Source organism: Mesorhizobium sp. BR1-1-2 (genome assembly GCF_020165435.1).
Lineage (GTDB): Bacteria > Pseudomonadota > Alphaproteobacteria > Rhizobiales > Rhizobiaceae > Mesorhizobium.
This window is the reverse complement of record NZ_JAIUID010000007.1, coordinates 92,810-114,299: the sequence shown is the minus strand read 5'-3', so window position 1 is coordinate 114,299 and position 21,490 is coordinate 92,810. Positions and strand designations below refer to the sequence as shown.

Below are 21,490 nucleotides of genomic sequence, written 5' to 3'. Positions count from 1 at the left end.
CCGATGGCATCCAGGTACTGCGTCAGGCAGGAGATCGATTGAACTGTGGACGGTGTTCGACGTGTTCACCGGCTTGCCAGCTGAAATTGAAGGACATCCATATGTCGTTCTCGAAATGGACTATGCCCACGAGATAGCCGGCATCCTCAACGCTGCCGCCCGAACGGGTGCCGGGCAAAATGCAAACTCTTCGGAAATCCAGACTGTTGATCCAGTTCGCCCGTGCATTGGCAACCGCAGGCTCAAGACCCTCAAAGGCTCACGCCTACGAGTTCATCTGCAAGGCGTGGGCGTCACAACATCACTCTATAGTATTTTGTTAGGTGAGCAGCTTTGCGAGTGCTGGCCTCGTCCGGCGACAATCGCAGCATAGGGGAGACGATTTAAACGACGTTGACGCCGATGCGATTGGCCAGGATCAGCAGGTCGGAAACGAGCTCGTTATCATTGAGGATGCTTCGGGCGGCGTCCGCAAGCAGGTCGTTCGCAGGAATGCGGTCGCCGAACAGGAGGACCGCCCGCGCTCGGTCGTCTTGGCGCGAAACCCAGCACAAGCCTTTAACCGCCGGGCACTGCTTGTGGATGGCCTCCGCCCATCTCCGCGTGCCAGGATACTGGTCCTTCTCCGTGTCGATAAGATCCATCCGACGCAATCCGAGCGACCGCAGTGCGGTCGAGCTGAGGTCGGCCAGTACCAAGTCCCGTCGGGGCGTCACCGTCGAATAGACTTGACCGGCAAATTTCGCTTGATCGAAGGTCTTCAGCCCCGGTGCGATTGGCACGTCGTGAAATACCGTCTCCATTGCGGCGCAGTCAAAGCTCGTTCCACCATACAGCGTCGGGATACTGCTACCGACCGAGTTCCCAATTGGGCTGAAGCGGGCGTTTCCCCTCACCCCCGGATTGAAGACATTGCCGCCATAGAGGTTCAGGTGGATGCGGTGAATGACTCGACCCGCCGACCAGGTCATGGTCTGGATCCGTGTGCTGAGGTCCTTCCAGGGCTCGGGCACGCTTGTGCCGACGACTAGCGGCCTCTTCGCGCGCGACCTTCTGTCAGCCATGGAGGACGCCAGCAACCTCGTCTTTGGCAGCGGCAATGACACGATCGGGCTCGCTGATGAGAAGGTCTTGCGGCCTCTTGCCTCCGAGAAAGCTGTTGACCGAGGCAAACCAGTAGGCGAGACCCCAGTCGTCCTTCTTTCCTCGGAAGGTGCTGAGCACCTTTGCCAAAGCCTTCACTGGCCGAAAGTCGGTCGAGGGCTCAAGGGCGTACCCCGGAAAGTAGTCGACGCCTCGATGCCGCACGGCAAAGACCTGCCCCTCCTTTTTCCATTTATTTGGCTGGGCGCTGGGATTGCTGGCGCTGAAACCGGCTACTTTGGCCACTTCGGCGGCCGTTAGCCAGTCACCGCTTTCCAGCACCGCCTTGCGCGCATCCCCCACCATGCGCGCTTCGAGGAGCATGTGATGTGGAGGAGGGACCACCGGTACCAAGGCTTCAACGATGGAATTGAAGGTCTCATCCTGGCGACGCTTGAGAATTGCACTGACAAAGGGAGCGAGCCCCGCGACCGTCTCAGCGAAGGCCTTGGCGGCGGACGCGCTGCCGTGCTCGATGGTCAGGGCAACAACCTGCTCGGCCTTAAGATGGTTAAGCCCCCTCCGGACCTGCTCTGGTGTTCCCGTAAGCGTGCCAACGCGGGAAAACTCGTCGGTCTTACTGGCAGCGACCATGTGGCCCGACTCCGTTCGGTTATCTTGGTTATCAATGTAGCACCGTAATCAAAATCATCAAGGGACGGCAACCCAGGGGCGTTCCGGCTCGTGTTGCGAAGCCCACACGCGAGGTGCGAGGTATAGACACGCATTAAAAATAAAATAGGAGGCGAGCGAAAAGGCGCGGCACTGATTGCAACGAAACGCAGGGAAGGATGAGTTAGCCACCATCAGGGCGGAGCCGCGTGTCCATCTCGGCGTCGCTTAACGCCACTACTGGCGCAAGGTCTGGCCGGCTTCCACGCCTGACCGAGTAAGCGCGCGTAATTTCTGCACCGAAGAGGAAGATCTGCGCTGAATAATAGACCCAAAGCAGCACCACCATCAGCGCGCCTGCCGCTCCGTAGGAAGTCGCTATCGCGCTGGTGCCGATATACCAGCCGATCAGCGACTTGCCGATGGTGAACAGCAACGCAGTGACCACCGACCCGACGGCAACATCGCGCCATTTGAGCGTGCGATCCGGCAAGATCACCAGAGTGCGGGCTCAGACACACGTCGCTCCTGGGGTTTAACGTATGCCAAGCCGAAACACAGACGACAAGCATCATACCCAAGGGTTACGTCCGGATTGCGATCTCTACAGGAAGCGGCGATCGGTGATTGCGCAGCGAAGCTGAAGCCCGCTCCGCAGGATGCCGGAAGGCGCGCCGATAGCGTCCGCCTTGATCCTGCACCGCCGCAAAGGCGCCCCTTGGGGTTCCTTTGCCGGCCGGCGAGCATCGCAAGGTTAGGAGTATGCGGTCGGGTCTTGAATGCCATGGCTTTAACTCAACACGAGCCCTGCCAGCAGCACGGCGATTGCGAGTGAAAAAGGGACGGCCAAAAGCCAGCGAGCTTCCAATACACTAAAGTCACGGTTCACGATGATGCTCCTTCCAGTCCCTTCAACATGAAAAGCGTCAAGGCACCTGATCGGTTCCGTTTTGATTGATTGGACACCGGATCAAGGTGGTGGCGGTTAGCACGAATCTAAGGGTAGGCGGCTGTTTAACCTCCCGTTACGCGACCGGCACTGACGAGGAACAAGCCGCACCGCTCCAAGTTTGAATCGCGTTCCATTGGAGACATCGGCTGATGCAAACCTGTAGGCTCGAAGAGATGGTTGGCGACATGGTGGTCTCCCCTCGATTCGATTAGCCAACTTCAGGGAGCATGCAGTGCCGAATTTGAGTTGGGGCTGACTGCGAACGGAGAACCCTATGAACCTCAGCGACTCGGATGCGGATAGGAATAGCATCACCCCAACCAGGCCATCTGCCGAGGGACTCGCTCCGGCACTGGCCCGGAACATTGAAGCAATTGTCGAACGAAGGAAGCAGGAGGCAAAGCAAGCCTCGATCGAGGAACGGGCGGCAGCGGCGCTTAGCGGATTCGCCGGCAGCATGATGTTCGTCTACCTTCATCTCGTCTTTTTTGGCGTGTGGATCTTCCTCAACGTTGCACCTGTTGGCCTAATTGAGCCTTGGGATCCGTCCTTGGTAATTCTGGCGATGTTCGCATCGGTGGAGGCAATCTTCCTCTCCACTTTCGTGCTGATAAACCAGAACCGGATGGCGGCTCAGGATGATGCCCGGGCAGACTTAGACCTTCAGGTGAGCCTGCTGAACGAACACGAGACCACGAAGCTGATCAAGATGGTCGAGGAAATAGCCAGACACTTGCATGTCCGCAGAGAAACAGACGACGAGTTGGCGGAGTTGAAGCGCGACGTGGCGCCTGAAGTTGTCCTCGATAAGATCGCGGAGGCAAGGGACGAGGCAAGTTCAGCTCGATCATAACCTCAGATTTCCCCAGCTCTCTCCACGATGCACTCTGGGTCGATCCAATGTTGCCACCGGCCCCTCGGGAGCCAGCCAAACCTGACCAGCTTTTCGTGCAACAGGACGCTTTCCGTCCCGGCGAGCAGCCGCAAAGAGTGACGGCGCCGCCCATCAAGTCCTGACGTTTTGACCGCGCAGCAGCAACCGGACGACTGATAGGCGCAGCCTAACATCCCGCGACCTTGCGAGGCTTCTTTGCAGGCGATTTGCGGCCAAGCCGGCTTGAATGCCGGGCACCTGATACGACGGCGGAGCAATTTCAAGGCGCGCGCGTTTACTGCGCACGTTGATCTGGAAAGGATCGCACGTGGACCGTACCGACCACCTTGCCAAGTTGCGCCGACATGTTCGCATTCTTGTGGACCTCGGCCGCCTGGCCGGTGAAGAAACGCCGGTCAGTCGCTTCCTGGATCAAGCCTGTGTGCAGGTCGCCCGAGCTGTAGAGATCAACCACGTGAAGGTGCTGCGCTACCGCCGTCGTACGGCTGACCTGTTCATGGAAGCAGGTTTCGGATGGAAGGTCGGCGTGGTCCGCATGGCGACCTTTTCTGCGGATCTGCGGTCGCCGCCTGGACGAACCTACCAGACCGGCGAGCCCTTGGCGATCTTGGACGGGGCCGCTGCGCAGCGAGATGGCGACTATGCTTTTTCCGATGTGCTCAAAGACCACGGTATCAGATCACTCGCCAACGTGCCCATCCTCATCAAGGGCGCCGCCTGGGGAGTTCTGGAGGTCGATTCAGCAACCACGCGGGATTTCGGCGAGGATACTATCGAATTCATGACGGCTGCTGCGGCCGTCATCGCTTCTACGGTGCAAAGGCCAACCCTTGATGCCAGCGATGCGCAAGCGACGGCGGCAGCTATCGTCCAAGCGCAGGAACGCGAGGTGCTGCTGCGAGAAATGCAGCACCGCGTAAAGAACAACTTCCAACTCATCCTGTCATCGATAGCCATCCAGAAACGACGGTTTGAAAGCGCCGAAGTGCACCGCGTCCTGGAACATGTCGCGAACCGCGTTAATGCCATCTCGCTTGCTCATGATCAGCTCTCACCCGGTCAAGGATTGCGAGCTGTCGATGTAGCGCGTTACCTGCGAGCACTGTGCGCATCGCTTCAGGCTCAGATGGAAAATGCCACGATCGAGATCGAGGCCGACGAGATCGAACTCGCGATTGAACGTGCGGTGCCGCTCGGTCTCATTATGAACGAGGCTGTAATGAACTCGGTCAAGCATGCCTTTGGCCCGGGCGGAGGGCATATCAATGTGAAACTCGAATCCGGCATTGGTTATGGCGAGGCGCGACTTATAGTGGCAGATGACGGGCACGGCATTCAAAGTCCCCGGCCTGGTGGGTCGGGACAAAAGCTGATCCAGGCACTAACCGGCCAGATCGGCGGCAAAGTTCAGCAGGATAGCTCTGCCAACGGCACCATCACAAAGATAGTCTTTCCTGTAATCGCCTAGGTGAGCAGGTGACGGATTGTCTGTAGGAATTGCGCTACGCGGCCGAGCAACGAGGTAGTAGTTGGGCATCCAATACCCTAGAGGCCCGACACCATGTAGCCATTGACGTCACCGGCCCTTCAGCGCCTTAGCCTCCAGCTCCAGAGTTGTGCGGTCATTGCCGTGCCTGTCGAGTAGCTCTTTCACCTGCTGCGGGTGATCCTTCTGGGCGCATCGAGAACTGTTTGGGCCTAGCATAAAATCCGGCGCGGAAGGGCCTCATCTCACATTTTCGCTGCTGCGTTTGCCTTCGCTACCTGCCGGAACTGACAGCCGAGCGGCCTACTCCCGTACTGCCGCGCGTCGTTCGCCAACTCGCAAGCAAACAAAATGGACCGCAGGATTGTCCTCCGAACGAGGACTGAGATAAGCTATTCTACCCGCCGTCAAATCCGCTCGTGCTAACGGTTCACGCAACAGTGCGATACCAAGTCCAGCCTTCGCCGCCGCCAATATAGTATCATAGTCTTCAAAACGTCGGTCGTGCCAACGGGGTCGGTAAGAAAGACGCGCCTGGCGCCATAAGTTCATGCCCGATAGCATCGTATTAGGCTCGATCCTATCATCGGGCCGCGACCATGCCACGGCGGCTCGCGGGTGCCTTCGAGCTCGTGCCAAAGCCAAACGCAAGGAAACCACGCCAAGGGACGTCGTCGGAGAGAAATGAGACGTCGTGCAAACCGTCGTACTGGATCTTAATTTGTCAGTAACATTATCACCGCGACGATGAAGGTAACGTTTGCGACAACCAAACCCAAAAAGAGCAGGACCATACTTACTTCGGTATCATCTGGCTTTTTTGATAACCGGTTCTGCTCGCAAACCACATATCCAATTCCGCGTTCAATCATCAGAGTCTCCAAATTGAGCGACTTCGAATGGTCTTGCTGCAGAAACGCTCTCCAGGAGTAACTATGGTAGTGCTTCGACCGAGAGCCGGTGTCCGCAGCGGCCAGTTGACCTGCAATAGCGGCCGTTCACGAGCCGCTACCGTTCCAAAGCTTGACCCCGCTCCCTATCTGGCGTGCTTCGGCTTGCTCGCGCTCGCCATTACGCACAACAGCTCGAAGAGGAGCGTTGCACCTGTCAACGCCGTGACGCCCGAAGGATCGAGCGGCGGCGAGACCTCGACCAGATCGGCGCCAATGATGTCGAGGCCGGCGAGGCCGCGCACCATGGCCTGGGCCTCGCGCGTCGTGATGCCGCCGATCTCGGGAGTGCCCGTGCCGGGGGCAAAGGACGGATCGAGCGCGTCGATATCGAACGAGACGTAGACGGGGGCTGCGCCGACGACGGAGCGTGCCTCGGCAATCACCGCCTCTACGCCGCGCGCCATTAATTCTTCGATGAAGATGATGCGGACGGCCGCCTGCGTGGCGAAATCATAGTTTCCAGCATCCGAGATTGACCCCCTGATGCCGATCTGGACCATTCGTTTCGGGTCGAGAAGACCTTCCTCGACCGCACGGCGAAACGGCGTGCCGTGATTGTAACGGTTGCCGAAGAACTCGTCGTAGGTATCCGAATGGGCGTCGAAATGGACAAGGCCCAGCGGCTCGTTAGCTACGGCGCGCAGAATGGGCAGACTGATTAAATGATCGCCGCCCACCGCCAGCGGCCGAGCGCCGGCGTCGCGAACTTTCGTGAAGAACTCCGTGATTGTGTCCAGCGCGTCGTGAAGATCAAGCGGGCTTACCGGTACGTCGCCGCAGTCACCGGCGCGCAATTGATCGAACGGAGAAAGTCCGGTGACGTGATGGACACGCCGCACCAAGCTGGACTGATTGCGGATCTCGCGCGGACCGTGCCGAGCGCCCGAGCGGTTGGTGGTGCCGCCGTCGAAGGGGATGCCCACAAGTGCTATGTCGACCTGGTCGGGACGGGCCATGGGAAGGCGCATGAATGTCGAGAGGCCGGCGAAGCGCGGAACCTTGCCGGAATCGAGGGGTTGGAACTCCGTATCGCTCATGATCGTGCCTTCCTTTCCGCGCATGCAGCCGTCGCATTCTGTGCGCAGCTTAAATGCCGCTGTAATTCATCCGTTCTGTCGCATGAGCATGGCGCCAAGCGTCCTGCTTCCCGCCCTTATTTGCGGCGAGGCAGAACAGCGCCTCTGCGAGCAGGCGTGCTGCGAGAATGCAGGTCGTCCCGCTGGCGGAATCGAAATCCGGCGACACTTCGACGAGATCAAAGCCAGAAAATCCGTCACGGGCCGCGATGCGGACCCCGCGAATGATCTCGCGTGAAGTCAGACCGCCGGATTCGGGGCTGTTGGTGGCCGGTGCGTAGGCCGGATCGACGCCATCTATGTCGAGGCTGATGTAGAGGCGTGCGCCGTCCGCGATCGCGATCTTCCGCGCACGTTCGGCAACAACATCAATGCCAAGGCGTTCCACTTCAGCCATCGAGAACACCGTGATTCCGAGCTGCCGATAGAGCGGCGTCCACTCCGGGAGGTTGCGCGGTCCGCGCGCCCCGATCACCACGATGCGCCGCGGATCGACCTTATCCAGTTCCGCGATGCGCAGCAGTGGGGATGCGCGCGTCAGGCGATCGCCGGCGAAGGATTCACTGAGATCGAGATGGGTGTCGAAGACGATTAACCCGACTGGCGCGTCGCCGGCCTCGGCCACGGCGCGTACAGCCGGATAGCTGATGCCGTGGTCCCCGCCGATCGTCACCGGGATCGCCCCCGTGGACTGAATCGCGCCAAGCCGGGCTCCGAGACGAGCATAGCTTTCGGCGTTGTCCCCCGGCACCACATCGATATCACCGGCGTCGGCCACAGCGATATGGCTTGAAAGGTCCATGTCCCAATCGAAAGAGTAGGTGCCATACAGGAGGGAGTACTTGCGGATTTCCTGGGGCGCGCGCCGCGTCGCGCCGCCGCGGAAGGTGGCAAGCCCGTCATAGGGCATGCCGACCACAACGGCATCGGCGACGAAAGAAGCCAGGTCGCGGACATGAGGAAAGGCCATGAACGGCGGAACGTCGCCATAGATGCGCGGAACGCCGAGTGGGCTGAGGGCTTCGCTCATGGCCGTGCTCCTTCTGCACTTGTCCCGGTTCCCGGCCCATCGTTCTGGAAGAGCATGTTGCGAGACCTCCAGGTATCGAGGAATTCCCGCAGGCGCGGACTCTGCGGCGCACTGAAAAGTCTTGCAGGCGGCCCCTGCTCGACCACTTTGCCCTGGTCCATGAACACGACGCGATCGGCCACCTGGGCTGCAAAACCCATTTCATGGGTAACGACGACCATGGTGATGCCTTCCTGGGCCAATTGCTTCATGGTGTCGAGGACCTCGCCGACAAGTTGCGGATCGAGCGCCGATGTCGGCTCATCGAAAAGGATGACATGCGGTTCCATGGCGAGCGCGCGCGCGATACCGACGCGCTGTTGCTGACCGCCGGAGAGTTGGGAAGGATACCGCTCCGCAAAGCTCCTCAGGCCCACTTTGGCGAGCGCATGCAGGCCCTGTTCCCGAGCCTTGGCTGCGCGAATGCGCTTGGTCAGGCGTGGCCCGAGTGTGACATTGTCCAGCACCGTCATGTGCGGCCACAGGTTGAAATGCTGGAACACCATACCGACGTTGCGGCGCACCGCGGCGATATTCTGTTCGCTTTCACGCACCAGCGCAGTCCCGGTACGACGGTAGCCGAGCAGGCATCCTTCGATCTCGACCTCGCCACTGGTGTAATCCTCCAAGAAGGAAGTACAGCGCAGCAGCGTACTCTTGCCGGAGCCGGACGGTCCGATGATGCAGACGACCTCCGAGGGGTTGATGTCCAGCGAGATGCCCGACAACGCCTGGAACTTGCCGAAATCCTTCGTCAGGTCCCGGATCCCGATAATCGGTTGAGGGGATAGGGTGGCCATCGCGTCTGTCCGATCGTTCGTTGAGTTGCCAGGCTGGGATCGTTAGAACTTCACGCGCCGCTCGACGAGCTTGCCGAGCTGGGCGACGGCTTCAACCAGCAGCCAATACAACACCGCGGCTGCGACATAGGGCTGGATGACCGCATAGGTCTCATTGACGAACTGGGTCGTATTCTTCGTCAATTCCGCCACAGTGATAATCGACAGCACCGCCGATTCCTTTATGAGGATGATGATCTGGTTCACGATAGCCGGCGTGATCAGCACTAACATCTGCGGCAACTTGATATGGCGGATGATCTGCGTGCCAGTGAGGCCGGCGATGCGGGCCGCCTCGATCTGACCCTTGGGGATCGACTGGAAACCGGATCGGAAAATTTCAGCGAAATATGCGCCGCCATAGAAGCCGAGTCCGAGCACACCGACCGTCTGCGCTCCCAGTCTGAGACCGATGCTCGGTCCGCCGTAGTAGAGCACGAACAGAAGGATCAGGATCGGCAGGCCGCGCATAAACTCGACATAAACGCGAACCGCCCAGCGCAGCGGCTCGAACGCTATGCCGTCGAGACAGGCAAGGACAAGACCGACCACAATCCCGAGTACCGTCGCCAGCGCACAAATCCAGGCTGTGGTGACCAGTCCGGCCAACATCAAAGGTGCATATTGGACCCAAAGATCGAGGAACTGTGTCATGGGCTCAGCCTCCCCGCGCCAGTCGCCGCTCTGCCGAGCGACCAGCAAGCGAAAGGAGGAAATTAATAACGATATAGATGATCCCGGCGGTGATGTAGGTTTCAAACGGCCGATAGGTCGTCGCCACGATCTGCTGGCTTACCCGCATCAACTCGGTCACCGCGATGACCGAAACCAGCGACGAGTTCTTCAGGATGCTGACAGTCTCATTGACGAGCGAAGGGATGACCAGCCTGAGCATCTGCGGCACCAGGATGGTACGGCGCGCGGCCCATTTTCGGATCCCGACCATGCGGGCGGCTTCCATCTGTCCCGGCGGAATGGCCAGGAGCCCGCCGCGGAATATCTCGGCCTGGAAGGCGATGGTGTTCAGCGTCAGGGCGACGATGGCGGCCAGGATGGGCGGCACGTTGATGCCGACCAGCGGGAGCAGGTAATAGATGATCAGCAACTGCACGAGGATCGGCGTGCCGCGCCAGACGCTTTGATAGGCGCGTGAGAACCGGCTCACCCATCTGTTGGACGACGACACACCGAAGCAAAGGACCAGTCCCAACGGCATGCCGAGGATGATGGCGATCCCGGAGACCAGGACGGTCATGCCGGCGCCCCACAGCATCACGCGCAGGTTGTCTTGGATAAGGGCAAGCGTGGTCAACGGCTTCACCTAGAGACGTACCAGAGAGCTGGACGGGATGTGGGGGAGACGCCTCCTCAATCCTTCGGTACAGGCAAGGCGTCGGTCGGCAGCTTCATGGTGAAGCCGAACCATTTCTCCTGCAGCTTGGCCATCGTTCCGTCGGCGGCCAGCTTTCGGAACTGGTCGTCGAAGAAGTCGGCCAGCGACTTGCTGTCGTCGTCCTTCCGGAAGGCCCAGCTGAAGTAGGTCGGCGCTCCGAATGTCGTCTTCACGGTCTCGAACGCGTCGCCACGCTGCGTTTGCAGATAGAGCAAGTTCGGCAGCGAATTGACCACCGCGTCGGTGCGTCCGGCTGCCAGATCGGCATAGGCCTCGTTGAAGTCCACATAGGTCTGGATGTTCGTGATCGGCGCCAAGCCCTTTGACTTGAGCTGTTCGGATAAGGCCTCGGTGGCTTTCAGCTGGGCGGAGCCGGCTTGGGTACCGACGCTTTTTCCGCTGAGGTCGTCGGGTGTCTTGAGCGAGGAATCGCCTTTGCGTTTGACGTAAGTGAAGGATGCATCGGCGATCGGCAGGGACAGGCGGTAGGTATCGTACCGCTGCTTGTTGACGGTCACCGACGTTATGATGGCGTCGAACTTCTCAGTCTGAAGCCCCGGCAACAGACCTTGGAACGGCAGGTCAAGCCGGTCTATCTTGACACCGGGAAGGGCTTTCATGACCTCGTTGAACAGGTCCACGCCGTAGCCGACAATGCTGCCGTTCTCGACGTATTCGAACGGCGGATACCTGGCTTCGGAAGCGATCACGATCTGCCCCTTCTCCTTGATCCGGTCAAGAAGGTCGGCCGCCGGGGCCCCGCTAGCCGCCACAAGCGACAGCGAAGCAACAAGCAATGCAGGCAAGTACGATTTCAAAACAGACCGCATGAATTCCTCCCGTTCCTGCGTCGCGACATGCAATGGAACCACAGCCCTGCCGCTTCCCGATCACAGGGCCCTTTTCCCCCACGGTCATGGGCCAAAAAGGATTACTCCGTCGGCAGCTTGTGGCCAATTTGGCGCCGCTACGCCTAGCCCAGCATGTCAGGATTGACTCTCTAATAAATATGGAAGGAATAGACTATACATCGAGATTCACGATATGAACTCTGTTAGCCGAGTGGCATGGCGATTTAGAGGATTTTCCAGATGCGCATGTCCGCCTCCGATATTAGGGCAGTGCGGGTTTTCCGGTCGGTCGTTGAGCACGGCGGTTTCAGCGGAGCGCAGCTTGCGCTGGCAATGAGCCAGTCGACCATCAGTTTCCAGATTACCGCGCTGGAGCAGCGGCTGGGCTTTTCCCTGTGCCAACGCGGCCGTCGCGGCTTCGAACTGACCGACAGAGGCCGGGCCGTTTACGATTACTCCCATTCACTGACATCGGCCCTTTCCTCGTTCGAGCAGCAATTGGGCGAGCTTCGCCTGCGCGCAACCGGCACCCTGCGCATTGGCATCGTCGATTCGACCGTTACAGATTCGGTGCTTGGCATCGACGACGTGATCGATCAGTTCGTCAGGAAAGCCAGCGAGGTCGATCTGCGCGTCACGATCGGCTCACCTGAGCAGCTCATCGCCGACATTGCCAAGGATGGCATCGATTGCGCGATTTCTCCGCGCATCAAACTGCTGCCGGGTTATTCGCAAACCGAATTCCATCATGAGATGAACTCGTTATATTGCAGCGAACGACATCCGCTGTTCCCGAAGAAAATCGTGACGAAAGCGGACGTCGAGGCCGCCGTTGTCGTGGTGCGACCCTACGCGAACAAAACAGAACTGCAGCACATTCCGAACGCCAAGGTGGGAGCCTACGCCTCGAACATCGAAGCGCAGGCCATGTATATCCTGAGTGGCCATTATATCGGCTACCTGCCTGATCACATGGCGTCCATCTTCAGGGAGAAGAATCGACTGAAGGCGCTGCTGATCCCCGAAGCGCAGATACGGTCGCCATTCGTCATTATCTCGCCGAAACACAAGAAAGCTTCGCTGTCTCAACGCATCTTCCTGCAGGAACTGCGCAAGAGGATAGCGGCCGGGGAATCCACCCAAGCGAAACCCGCAGTGGCGTCAAAGAAGGATAAGACTTAATGGCCGGATGCCTGGCTATGGCCGGCCGGCCCGTCTATGCGAAAATGCGTGTCTGTGGGCACACAGGCCGCCCCGTTCACCGGAACGAGGTCCTGGGGGCAGGCCGAGAACGCGATCACGAGGTCCATTTCCGCACGCAGGCTGACGTAGGAGCCGGGCGTGGAGACTGGCGTGTCGAAGGAGATCGAACCTTTGCCGTCGATCGGAATGTTCATAAACAGGTTGAGCGGTGACGGCGTTTTCGAATGCGCAAGCCCGAGTGCCGCAAGAGCCCCGGCTAGGTTGTCCGTGCAGTTGTCGTGGTGGCCAACGTGTCCGAGCTGCTCATAGCGATAGCGGTCGCAGGCAGCGATCAGCGTATCGTGTACGCCGCCTGAGGTGTCCTCCAGGATGGTTAGCATCGGACGCCGCTTGTTGCTGAGCAGCGTGTCGCCCGCACGGGGATTAACCTTTAGCATCGCGCCGCGGCTATGCTCCATCGACATGAATTCCGCCATGTCGTCGGCGCGAAAGGCCCAGGTGTCCACCACTTGGCTGCCGTGGGTGTTGATGACGGTTACGACCTGCCCCTGCATGACGCCTGCCGCAACGCCCTTGCGTGCGGGAATCAAATGAGTTCGGCCCCTATGGTCCCTGCTTTGCATCTGCCGCCCTTTCTTTCAGCGCCTCGGGGCTTCGCGTTCCGCGAATATATAGCCAAGGAAGTTCAACAGAACCTGTGCCGCCAGGAAGCCGGTGATCCCAGAGGGATCATAGGCCGGGGCGACCTCAACCAGATCGATGCCGACGACATCGCCTTGTTTCACCAAGCCTTGGAGAATCTCCATGACTTCATAGTACAGGAAACCTCCGTGGCTGGGAGTTCCTGTGCCGGGTGCGATGGATGGATCGAAGCCGTCGATGTCGATCGTCACATAATAGCGGACTCCCGCGGGAATGGTCGCTAGCACGCCCTCGGCGCCGAGCCTGCGCGCCTGACGGACGGAAAGGATGGTTGAGCCGCGTTTCCGCGCGTCCTCATAGCCCTCCCGTGCCGTCGAGGAGACGTTGCGGATGCCGATCTGGCTGAGGCCGCTGACATATGGCTGCTCCGATGCGCGACGCATGGGATTGCCGTGCCCTTCGCGCACCCCATGGCGCACGTCGACAAAATCGAGATGCGCGTCGATCTGCACGATGTGGATCGGACCATGATCGCTGAATGCCCTGATGCATGGAATGTTGATGGCGTGGTCACCACCCAGCACGACCGGCAGGGCGCCTCTCTCGAGTATCTTGCGGACTGCCTTTTCCGCATTCGCGTGACTGGCTGCGGTATCGGTGTGCACCATGTCAGCATCGCCAACGTCGACTATTCGGACCTTGTCGAGCGCTAGGTAGATCTTGTCGTCCTCATGATCGTAAGCGCCGCCATGACCGAAGGAAAAAAGCGTCGAGGCCTCGCGGATCGCTCGCGGCCCAAAACGCGCGCCGGAGCGGTATTGGGTGCCCATGTCGAATGGGACGCCCAGGATCGCGACATCTGCGTCGATCTCATCCCAATCGAGGCAGACGGGTCGCTTGCCAAACGTGCTTAGCCCTACGAAGGGAAGGTCGAGCCGTCCGCTATTATAACCGTGGTCAGACATTAAAACTCTCCGGACCTATATGGAGCCGTCACGACAAGGATGGGAGCGCGACAGCTAGCCATCTGCCGATGCGTGGCTAGCACGCGCGAGCTACTTCTTTCCATCACGAGTGTTGGGCGTTCATATCGCTTTATTCGAAGATTGAGCGATGGAAGGTTCCCGTGTGTCGGGGCCGACAACGCGCCCATTCTGATGGAGCGCATGCTCAAGGGCAGGATCGAGCCGGGGGTAAGGTCTTTTGATCTCAAGCCGCCGCTGGCCGAGCTTGCGGAAGGCTAGGCCGTGAACTCATAAATTGGGGAGACCGGGATCGGTGGGAAACGGACGCCGACTCCTGTACTGAGCGGCTTGGACAGGCGCCAATGGTCGCCAAGGTCTGACGATCCTTATTTCAACCGCACTCAGTCGCGGTAGCGCAGCGTTTCCAGTACGAGTGCGAAAGCCGGCGAGAGTTGGCGCCGGCTTGGATAATACAGGTGATATCCCGGCCGGACGGGGCACCAGTCCTCAAGAACACGCACTAGGCGACCCTCTTCAAGAGGGTAGGCCACCAGATCCTCGGGCAGATAGGCGAGCCCGAATCCCTCAAGGCTGGCCTGACGGATCATCGCGAGGGTGTTGAACGCGGCGTGTCCTTGAACGCGCACCTTCAACTCCCGCCCCTGCTTGCGAAACTCCCACGGTGCAAAGCCGCCTGTGGGCAGTCGCAGGGGTATGCACGCGTGATCGGCAAGGTCTTCAGGAGTGACCGGACGGGAGCGGCTTACGAAGTATGAAGGCGCTACAACAACCCCCATGCGGAAGTCTGGCCCAATCCGCGCCGAGATCATGTCCTTGTCCACCTGTTCGCCAAGCCGTACACCCGCGTCGAAGCGATCGGCCGCAATGTCTGCTAAGCCGTAGTCATGGATAATCTCGACCCTGATGTCGGGATAGTCGCGCATGAGCCCGACCATGGCAGGCCAGATGATGGTCTCGCCGGCATGCTCCACGGTGGTGATCCGGACTGTGCCGGCCGGCTTGTCGCGCAGGGCGCTGAGGGCGGCAATCTCGCTTGCAATCTCATCGAAGTTGGGAGCGATGCTTCGAAACAGGCGATCCCCCGCTTCGGTGAGCGAAACGCTGCGGGTCGTGCGGGTCAGCAGCCTAACGCCGAGGCGCTCTTCCATCGTGCGGATCGAATAGCTCAGAGCCGACTGCGACAGGCCGAGCTTGGCGGCCGCCTTGGTGAAGCTGCGCTCGCGGGCGACGGCGATGAAGGTCAGGAAGTCATCCAGACTGTCGCGACGCATTCATCAATCCCATTTCTAAGCCCATGCAGATTATACCATCTAATTGCATGCCGCTAAAGGAGCTAACTTCCTGACTCAAGGCCAGACGGTCCACCGGAGCAACTCTCCGCCCAATGCCTACCGTCCAACTGGCCCACTGAAGGAGAACAAAATGAAGAAGGTAATCGTCGGCGCGCTCGCCGCCCTCACCATGGTCGTGAGCCCGGCCGCCTTTGCTCAGGAACCGACGGGCGCCGCCCCCCGCGCCTACATGATCGGCAGCTATGACATCAAGGATCAGGCGGTGTTTCAGCAGTACATCGAAGCCGCCTCGCCGCTCGTCACCAAGTATGGCGGCCGCGTGATCGTCTACAATCCCAATGTCACTGCCATCGAAGGAAGCTCGAGATCGGTGATCGCCGTCGCCGAGTTCCCGAGCCTTGCTGACGCCCAGCGCTACTACGACTCGCCGGAATACACGGCGGCCCGGCAGTTTTTCACCAAGTCGACCGAAGGATTTCGCATCATCACCGAAGGCGCCGGCCTTCCGCAGTGACGCAGTCCGCTGGCGGATGGATACCAGCATGGCGTCAGTCCCTGCTGGCCATCGCGTCCGAATTCGAGGCCGAGCTGCGGCCTAGAGAACAGGAGCCCAATATGAGTGTTTGGTTCATCACCGGCGCAGGCCGGGGCCTCGGTGTGGATATCGCCAAGGCCGCATTGGCGGCGGGCCACAAGGTGGTGGCAACCGGCCGCAACACGGAAAAGGTCGCAAGGGCCGTGGGAAAGTCCGAGAACCTCCTTATTGTCAAGCTGGACGTGACGAGCGCGGCCGACGCCGAAGCCGCTGCCCATGCCACGCTTGACCGGTTTGGCCGCATCGACGTGCTGGTCAACAATGCGGCGAGTTTCTTTGCCGGGTACTTCGAAGAGTTGACCGCCGAACAGATGCAACTGCAGCTCAGCACCAGCCTCGTCGGTCCCATGAACGTGACGCGGGCCTTTCTGCCAGCGATGCGCAAGCAGCGGTCGGGCAGGGTCATTTCGATCTCCTCGACGGCCGGGCTAATGGGTTTCGAGTTCTGCACGGCCTATTCAGCCTCGAAGTTCGGCCTCGACGGCTGGATGGAGGCGCTGCAGACCGAAGTCGTGCCGTTCGGCATCGAGACGATGATCGTGAACCCGGGCTTCTTCCGCACCGAGCTTCTCACGGAAGAGTCGACCAACTATGCCGCGCCCTCCGTTGAGGACTACCATGAGCGGCGGACGGCGCAGATCGCCTTCTGGCGTTCTCAGAACGGCAAGCAGGGGGGTGATCCCGCCAAGCTTGCGCGCGCCCTAATCACGCTCACGGCTGAGGACGTGCTGCCCCAGCGTTTCCTTGCCGGTGCCGACGCCATTGCCACGGCAGAGCAGAAGATTGCCATTCTGCAGCAGCAGATCGATGCCTATCGCGAGCTCTCGAGTTCCCTTGCCATCGACGAGGGTGCTGGCGGCTGAAACCCAATGGCACTGCAATTCCGAGGTGAAGACTTCGTGGCTGCGGCACTCCCAAAACGGCCACCTGTGAATTGATCAAATACGTCCGCTAAGAGGTCGATTGTCGACTGGCGGCTTTCCTATTGCAGCGGAATCTGTTTCCAGACTCTGCATGAGCCGATATGACCTGACCGACTTCGAATGGCACGTGATCGAACCACTTTTGCCCAAAAGGCCACGAGGGGTGCCGCGTGTCGATGATCGGCGCGTGCTAAACGGCATCTTCTGGCTGCTGCGATCCGGTGCGCCTTGGCGGGATCTACCAGAGCGGTACGGTCCACGCACCACCTGTTACAATCGCTTCGTCCGATGGCGGAAAGCAGGTGTGTGGGACCGCCTCGTGGACGCTATCACCAAAGGCCATGGGCGAAGCTGCCCTGGGTCATGAACTTGACTTGGATTTCCGGTCGTTGCCGCCAGCAACTGGCCGATCGAATTGCCGGGAGCGATCTTGTACAGCCCTTGAGACCAAGGGTTTGAGAAACAGGCCAGAAAGGGCTGGCGGACCGGCGATGGTGCCGCGCATCTTCCCGTGCGCGGTCTGCTGCCGGCTCTGCCTGTCGTCCGCGGCCAAGAGGGTTACGGAACCGGCCCAATGATGGATGGGGCAGATAAGTTAGTAATATCAGACAGTTACGGGAGAACCTGTGCAAGAATGGCACACGAAAGTTCTGCTTCTCTTCTTTTTTCGTTCCCACGACGGAGCCGCCGAAGCCCTATTCGGTCGCTCTTTTTGCCGACGATACTGTCCGTCCTATTGCGGACGTTCGCTGCAATATCCGTGCCCCGGTCCCTCAGCGCGGCCGTCCAGGTTCGCGCAAAGGAGCGGACCGCAGCCTTGGTCGCGCTGTAGGTCGTGTAGCCGGGGAAGCTCATGAACGCGGGGATAGAGCTGACCAATAATGATGGATCCGGCATTCGTCATTTAGCGGCAACGCCTTGTGGCAGGCGTTCAGCAGGCCGCGTACGTTGATAGCTCTCGGCATTGACCGGGCCAAACATTCAATCTCGACGACGCCCGCGGACGCCACGAGAATGTCAAGCCGGCGCTTGCTGCCTTGAACGGCGGTTGCGTTGCGGCCGATAAGCGCCGCATTACAGTGGCCTCCATGTCGGGCAAGTGGCCGCCTTACCGGCTCTTGTTAGCGCGTAGGCGCGCGATAGTTTTTGTGGGGAAGGGACTTCGATCAAAGGAGCCGACGATGGAACACCAAACTCTAAGCCAACTGCAGACAATTGCAGAAGTAGAACCCCTGTCGACATACCCGATCATGACCCGGCAACAGCGCATTGAGCGCTGGGCAGAGTTGCTGGAACAACATCCCGAGCGACGCCTGAGAGCCCTTGCCGGCACTGAGTATCTGAAGCGGGAAGCCCGCGACGCAGCACGCGGTGAGGGCTCGCCAATTACAGTGGCCTTCGAGGACCCGCTACTGCGTGCGTTAGGCCTGAAGGATGACACCTATGGGGAAGCAAAGCGCTTCTTCGAACTGTCTGACGGTGAGTTGCATGACATCGTCTGCAGTTGCCACGTCGGAACCACGTTCAGAGGGCAGTGGGCTGCCGCTAGAGTCCGCCGGTCGATCGGAGGGAACAGGTTTCTTAAGTGGCTTAGAGGGAGAATGTGGCACTGAGGTCGCCAAGGACGGCGATTGAAGCTCGTTTCAAGCGAGGTGGCCGTGGTGACGACGGGGGTCGGCGCCTGTCCCAAAGGTTGTGACGGCGGCAGACGGGTGGGACGCTCCTCGGTCCCGGTTCACTCGAGGTGCGTTCCAGGCAAGGCTGCAATACCCCAGGGGCAGGATTTCTGGATTCCTATTTGCGGCTAGCATCACCACGTAAAGACGTCGATCGTTCGATCATCTGATGCGCTAACCTCGGCGGCGCCGCCTGGCCTCTATGGCAACAAAAGTGACTGGCGAAAATCCCAGGCGTCCACGCCGACGTCGTGCTGGCGCGTCATTGGCTTCAGCCGGCCATCAGAATGGCCGTGCAGGTTTATCGATTTCTTGCCGATCTGGTTCCAGGTGCGGAACGGGTAGTGGCAAAGAACCAAGAAACGGCCCTCGACAGTTAGCTCCTTGTAGTGTTGCACGCTAGCCCAAGCCGAAGCGCGGAGCGTTACCACGCCGTCGTTGTTGCCGATGATCAGGTGCTTGGTGCCGTGGAGGCACGACACCAGCGAAGACACTGTCTCGGCCGATCCCTTGGCGAAGTCGCCGAGGTGCCAAACCTCGTCATTTGGAGCAACAGTCTCGTTCCAAAGTTCAGTCAGTGCCTGGTCATGTGCCGCCAATGAACCGAAGGGGCGAGGGTCGAGCCGCAGAATGCGGGGATCGTTGAAATGCGTGTCGGAGGTGAAGAAGATCATGCGCCGCCGCTGGCTGAGCCGAGCGCTCGACGATCGCTTCTAAGTTCGGTGGCCGGAGCGCCTTTGGGTCCATCATCGATCGATCCTGATTTAGGCTTCCCTGAACATCTTGAGTGCCTCTTCTTTGGTGAGGCCGCACTTGCGCGCAAAGTAGAGGCTTCGATCGCTTTTTCATGATCCGCCGTGGCTTCTGTGTGCCGTTTGGGCTTTTTACCTGTTTTTCTCTTTCACCTTTGATGCCACCGAACCATCACCGTGCCGGGTTGTTCCCATCCATCGGATCTGCTGACCTGCCAAGCGCGGCAGCCTAATGTCGCCGACAAAACGAGATCCCGAGACCTGTAGCAGGCATCAGGTTGGTCGTTTCTATATGGCCCATCTAGGAGGCACAGTTGGAGCTCTAAAGTTGCCGAACGCGTTGCAGACGGTTGCTTTTGGCTACGAGCGGGACGCGGCCTGGATCTTCTGCCGAAAGGCGGCTCGCGCTCGCGGAGAACCATGTAACGCGCTTGTTGAATCGTAGTCTGAAGACCAAACCTCGATCACCTCGTGCGCCCGACGGTAGTAGGACAGCGAGGTTTCGTAGGTGATCAGCCAGCCCGAATTGCACACCCATTCGCGCTTCCGGAAGTCAGCGCTATCGAACGGCACCCAGTGGCCCCTGCGCGTGGTTACGGTGAACGCTACTTCAACAGCCCTGAGTTCCGATATGGTATTCCGGTTCCATCCGCGAGATTTCCCGCCCATGGCTGGCCGGCAGACACGCTGGGTGGCTCCCGCTGAAGCCTTGCCTCTATCTTGCAGCCATGGCGATCCGGAACCTCGATCCATGTGGAGAGTTGTCCAGCAGCCCAGCGGAGATCCAAGCCATGGCGCCACCAGAGGCCAATCGCGGCGCCGCCGCGCAGCCGAAACGCTTTGGCAAGCGGCAACCCCATCACCGGCACGGCACAAGGCCTCCGGAGCAGGATTATCTATCGACGGGCTTCCAACGATATGAAGGACGTGGCCCATGAACGTCGCCAACCTGCAATTGGAAGGTTTGCTTATGGCGGTCGCGGCCGTCAATAACGCCTTGGTCCGCAGAGGCCTTCTCTCTGTCGATGATATCGGCACGGCGTTGAAAAACGCGGAAGCCTCGTTCACGGTTGAGGAGCGCCTCTTCGAGGACATGTCGCCGGCTAACCGCGACGCAGTGTGTTTCCATTTGCGTCTTTTGCGGCTGGCTAACACCAAGCAGTTCGAAGCGAGTGTGCCACCGTTTTCCGAGCTGGCCAGGCAGGTGGGGATCACCAAGCAGCCTAACAACGACCAGATGTGAGGGAGGAAGGTCGACCTGCGCGGCTGGCCTCGAAAGACTTGATGAACGATGACCCTGTAGATTCGCTCGCCAACGCAATTCGCCATCGCAGCGCAATTCTGTTTGTTGGGGCAGGGGTGTCGATCAGTGTTGGACTACCCTCCTGGGAGAAGCTGATAGAGCGAATGGCAAAGGAGCTCGGCGTCGACGACGAATTTTCCACGCGGCGCGATCGTTTTCAAACCTTGGCCGAGTACTATCGGATCAAGCATGGCAGCATCGGGCCACTTCGCAGTTGGATGGACAGAAACTGGTCCGTCCCCAAGGACCGGATCGAGAAATCCGAGTTGCATCGTCTCATCGTGAGGCTCGACTTCCCTGTCATCTACACAACTAATTATGACCGGAACCTAGAACTGGCTTATGAGATATACGGCCGGGACTACGTGAAAGTGGCCAATGCACGCGATGTAGCGCAGGCCCGCCGAGGCGTTACCCACATCGTCAAGTTCCATGGTGATTTCGACGAGGATTCGTCCCTCGTCCTCACCGAAACGGACTACCTCGATCGCCTGTCCTTCAATTCTCCGCTGGACGTGCGTTTTCGCTCGGATGCACTCGGCAGCACGATCCTCTTCATTGGCTATAGCCTTTCCGACCCAAACATTCGGTTGCTGTTGCACCGTCTCTGGCAGACGTGGCATCGGTCCGGCTATGAGAAAGATCGCCCGCCCTCGTTCATCCTCATGACCAGCCGAAACCCTGTGGAGGAGGCCGTTCTTGGGCGTTGGGGCATTTCGGTCGTCGGCGGCGAAATCGACGAGCCGCAAGCTGCTTTGATGGACTTCCTCAGCCGGCTGGCGGAGATGGTTGGGGATGGGGAACTGTCGCAAAACAGCGAGCAATAGGAACAATCGAAGTAAACGGCAG

At 59.6% G+C, this 21,490-nt stretch carries 24 protein-coding genes and 1 pseudogene; 10 read left to right on the top strand and 15 right to left on the bottom strand.

The features are described from left to right. The first annotated feature begins 52 nt into the window (after positions 1-52). Positions 53-373, top strand: a complete 321-nt coding sequence (locus LB551_RS18160; RefSeq protein WP_181172539.1) for a hypothetical protein — start codon at positions 53-55, stop codon at positions 371-373. Between the two features lie 10 nt (positions 374-383). On the opposite strand, the gene LB551_RS18155 is transcribed toward LB551_RS18160, so the two are convergent. From LB551_RS18155 to LB551_RS18145, 3 genes are all read right to left on the bottom strand, one after another. Next, complete coding sequence (locus LB551_RS18155) at positions 384-971, bottom strand: RES family NAD+ phosphorylase (protein ID WP_224626969.1); 588 nt, start codon at positions 969-971, stop codon at positions 384-386. 85 nt (positions 972-1,056) lie between these two features. Continuing rightward, a complete protein-coding gene (locus tag LB551_RS18150; protein ID WP_140551948.1) occupies positions 1,057-1,737 on the bottom strand; it encodes a hypothetical protein in 681 nt (226 codons plus the stop codon). A 202-nt stretch (positions 1,738-1,939) separates the two neighbouring features. Next, a complete protein-coding gene (locus LB551_RS18145) occupies positions 1,940-2,254 on the bottom strand; it encodes a YihY/virulence factor BrkB family protein (protein WP_411970951.1) in 315 nt (104 codons plus the stop codon). Positions 2,255-2,981: 727 nt separating this feature from the next. Here LB551_RS18145 and LB551_RS18140 point away from each other — a divergent pair. Further along, positions 2,982-3,560: a DUF1003 domain-containing protein gene (locus LB551_RS18140; protein WP_140551949.1), complete on the top strand. Its 579-nt coding sequence runs from the start codon at positions 2,982-2,984 to the stop codon at positions 3,558-3,560. Between the two features lie 349 nt (positions 3,561-3,909). Beyond that, the gene (locus tag LB551_RS18135; protein WP_224626972.1) at positions 3,910-5,070 is read left to right on the top strand and encodes a sensor histidine kinase; all 1,161 of its coding nucleotides are present in this window, start codon (positions 3,910-3,912) and stop codon (positions 5,068-5,070) included. 321 nt (positions 5,071-5,391) lie between these two features. On the opposite strand, the gene LB551_RS18130 is transcribed toward LB551_RS18135, so the two are convergent. The 7 genes from LB551_RS18130 to LB551_RS18100 form a co-directional block, all read right to left on the bottom strand. Further along, positions 5,392-5,640 carry a LysR substrate-binding domain-containing protein gene (locus tag LB551_RS18130; protein WP_181172540.1) on the bottom strand — a complete coding sequence of 83 codons (249 nt, stop codon included), beginning with the start codon at positions 5,638-5,640 and terminating at the stop codon, positions 5,392-5,394. 484 nt (positions 5,641-6,124) lie between these two features. After that, a complete protein-coding gene (gene speB / locus LB551_RS18125; RefSeq protein WP_224660036.1) occupies positions 6,125-7,078 on the bottom strand; it encodes an agmatinase in 954 nt (317 codons plus the stop codon). A gap of 49 nt (positions 7,079-7,127) precedes the next feature. Beyond that, positions 7,128-8,147, bottom strand: coding sequence for an agmatinase family protein (locus LB551_RS18120; RefSeq protein WP_140551953.1), 1,020 nt, complete (start codon positions 8,145-8,147; stop codon positions 7,128-7,130). Next, complete coding sequence (locus LB551_RS18115) at positions 8,144-8,986, bottom strand: amino acid ABC transporter ATP-binding protein (protein ID WP_263495917.1); 843 nt, start codon at positions 8,984-8,986, stop codon at positions 8,144-8,146. The genes LB551_RS18120 and LB551_RS18115 overlap by 4 nt, the downstream gene beginning before the upstream one ends. A gap of 42 nt (positions 8,987-9,028) precedes the next feature. Next, positions 9,029-9,679 carry an amino acid ABC transporter permease gene (locus tag LB551_RS18110; RefSeq protein ID WP_140551954.1) on the bottom strand — a complete coding sequence of 217 codons (651 nt, stop codon included), beginning with the start codon at positions 9,677-9,679 and terminating at the stop codon, positions 9,029-9,031. Between the two features lie 4 nt (positions 9,680-9,683). Continuing rightward, positions 9,684-10,337 carry an amino acid ABC transporter permease gene (locus LB551_RS18105; RefSeq protein ID WP_224626976.1) on the bottom strand — a complete coding sequence of 218 codons (654 nt, stop codon included), beginning with the start codon at positions 10,335-10,337 and terminating at the stop codon, positions 9,684-9,686. A gap of 56 nt (positions 10,338-10,393) precedes the next feature. Next, positions 10,394-11,281 (bottom strand): transporter substrate-binding domain-containing protein, encoded by an 888-nt coding sequence (locus LB551_RS18100; protein WP_224626978.1) that lies wholly within the window; start codon positions 11,279-11,281, stop codon positions 10,394-10,396. Positions 11,282-11,509: 228 nt separating this feature from the next. Between LB551_RS18100 and LB551_RS18095 the strand changes: the two genes are divergently transcribed. Continuing rightward, positions 11,510-12,451 (top strand): LysR family transcriptional regulator, encoded by a 942-nt coding sequence (locus tag LB551_RS18095; RefSeq protein WP_140551955.1) that lies wholly within the window; start codon positions 11,510-11,512, stop codon positions 12,449-12,451. Here LB551_RS18095 and LB551_RS18090 read toward each other — a convergent pair. From LB551_RS18090 to LB551_RS18080, 3 genes are all read right to left on the bottom strand, one after another. Then, entirely contained in the window at positions 12,448-13,095 is a 648-nt protein-coding gene (locus tag LB551_RS18090; protein WP_140551956.1) for a DUF1989 domain-containing protein, read from the bottom strand. The two genes, LB551_RS18095 and LB551_RS18090, sit on opposite strands and share 4 nt — an antisense overlap. Before the next feature lie 15 nt (positions 13,096-13,110). Next, positions 13,111-14,079: an agmatinase gene (gene speB, locus LB551_RS18085; RefSeq protein WP_140551957.1), complete on the bottom strand. Its 969-nt coding sequence runs from the start codon at positions 14,077-14,079 to the stop codon at positions 13,111-13,113. 401 nt (positions 14,080-14,480) lie between these two features. Then, positions 14,481-15,371 carry a LysR family transcriptional regulator gene (locus LB551_RS18080; protein ID WP_140551958.1) on the bottom strand — a complete coding sequence of 297 codons (891 nt, stop codon included), beginning with the start codon at positions 15,369-15,371 and terminating at the stop codon, positions 14,481-14,483. 151 nt (positions 15,372-15,522) lie between these two features. Here LB551_RS18080 and LB551_RS18075 point away from each other — a divergent pair, with 151 nt between their 5' ends. The 3 genes and pseudogenes from LB551_RS18075 to LB551_RS18065 all read left to right on the top strand — a co-directional run. Further along, positions 15,523-15,906: a DUF1330 domain-containing protein gene (locus LB551_RS18075; RefSeq protein ID WP_140551959.1), complete on the top strand. Its 384-nt coding sequence runs from the start codon at positions 15,523-15,525 to the stop codon at positions 15,904-15,906. A 101-nt stretch (positions 15,907-16,007) separates the two neighbouring features. Next, positions 16,008-16,850: an SDR family oxidoreductase gene (locus LB551_RS18070; protein WP_140551995.1), complete on the top strand. Its 843-nt coding sequence runs from the start codon at positions 16,008-16,010 to the stop codon at positions 16,848-16,850. A 151-nt stretch (positions 16,851-17,001) separates the two neighbouring features. Continuing rightward, positions 17,002-17,247, top strand: a pseudogene (locus tag LB551_RS18065) (IS5 family transposase); the annotation flags it as partial. 275 nt (positions 17,248-17,522) lie between these two features. Here the strand turns inward: LB551_RS18065 and LB551_RS18060 are convergent. Further along, positions 17,523-17,807, bottom strand: a complete 285-nt coding sequence (locus LB551_RS18060; RefSeq protein WP_140551960.1) for an SDR family NAD(P)-dependent oxidoreductase — start codon at positions 17,805-17,807, stop codon at positions 17,523-17,525. 284 nt (positions 17,808-18,091) lie between these two features. On the opposite strand from LB551_RS18060, the gene LB551_RS18055 reads away from it, so the two are divergent. Beyond that, positions 18,092-18,523, top strand: a complete 432-nt coding sequence (locus LB551_RS18055) for a hypothetical protein (RefSeq protein ID WP_140551961.1) — start codon at positions 18,092-18,094, stop codon at positions 18,521-18,523. A gap of 263 nt (positions 18,524-18,786) precedes the next feature. On the opposite strand, the gene LB551_RS18050 is transcribed toward LB551_RS18055, so the two are convergent. Continuing rightward, complete coding sequence (locus LB551_RS18050; protein ID WP_140551962.1) at positions 18,787-19,260, bottom strand: metallophosphoesterase family protein; 474 nt, start codon at positions 19,258-19,260, stop codon at positions 18,787-18,789. A gap of 1,012 nt (positions 19,261-20,272) precedes the next feature. On the opposite strand from LB551_RS18050, the gene LB551_RS18045 reads away from it, so the two are divergent. Both LB551_RS18045 and LB551_RS18040 read left to right on the top strand, forming a co-directional pair. Next, positions 20,273-20,581, top strand: a complete 309-nt coding sequence (locus LB551_RS18045) for a hypothetical protein (protein WP_140551963.1) — start codon at positions 20,273-20,275, stop codon at positions 20,579-20,581. Positions 20,582-20,622: 41 nt separating this feature from the next. Continuing rightward, complete coding sequence (locus LB551_RS18040; protein WP_140551964.1) at positions 20,623-21,468, top strand: SIR2 family NAD-dependent protein deacylase; 846 nt, start codon at positions 20,623-20,625, stop codon at positions 21,466-21,468. Positions 21,469-21,490: the final 22 nt, after the last annotated feature.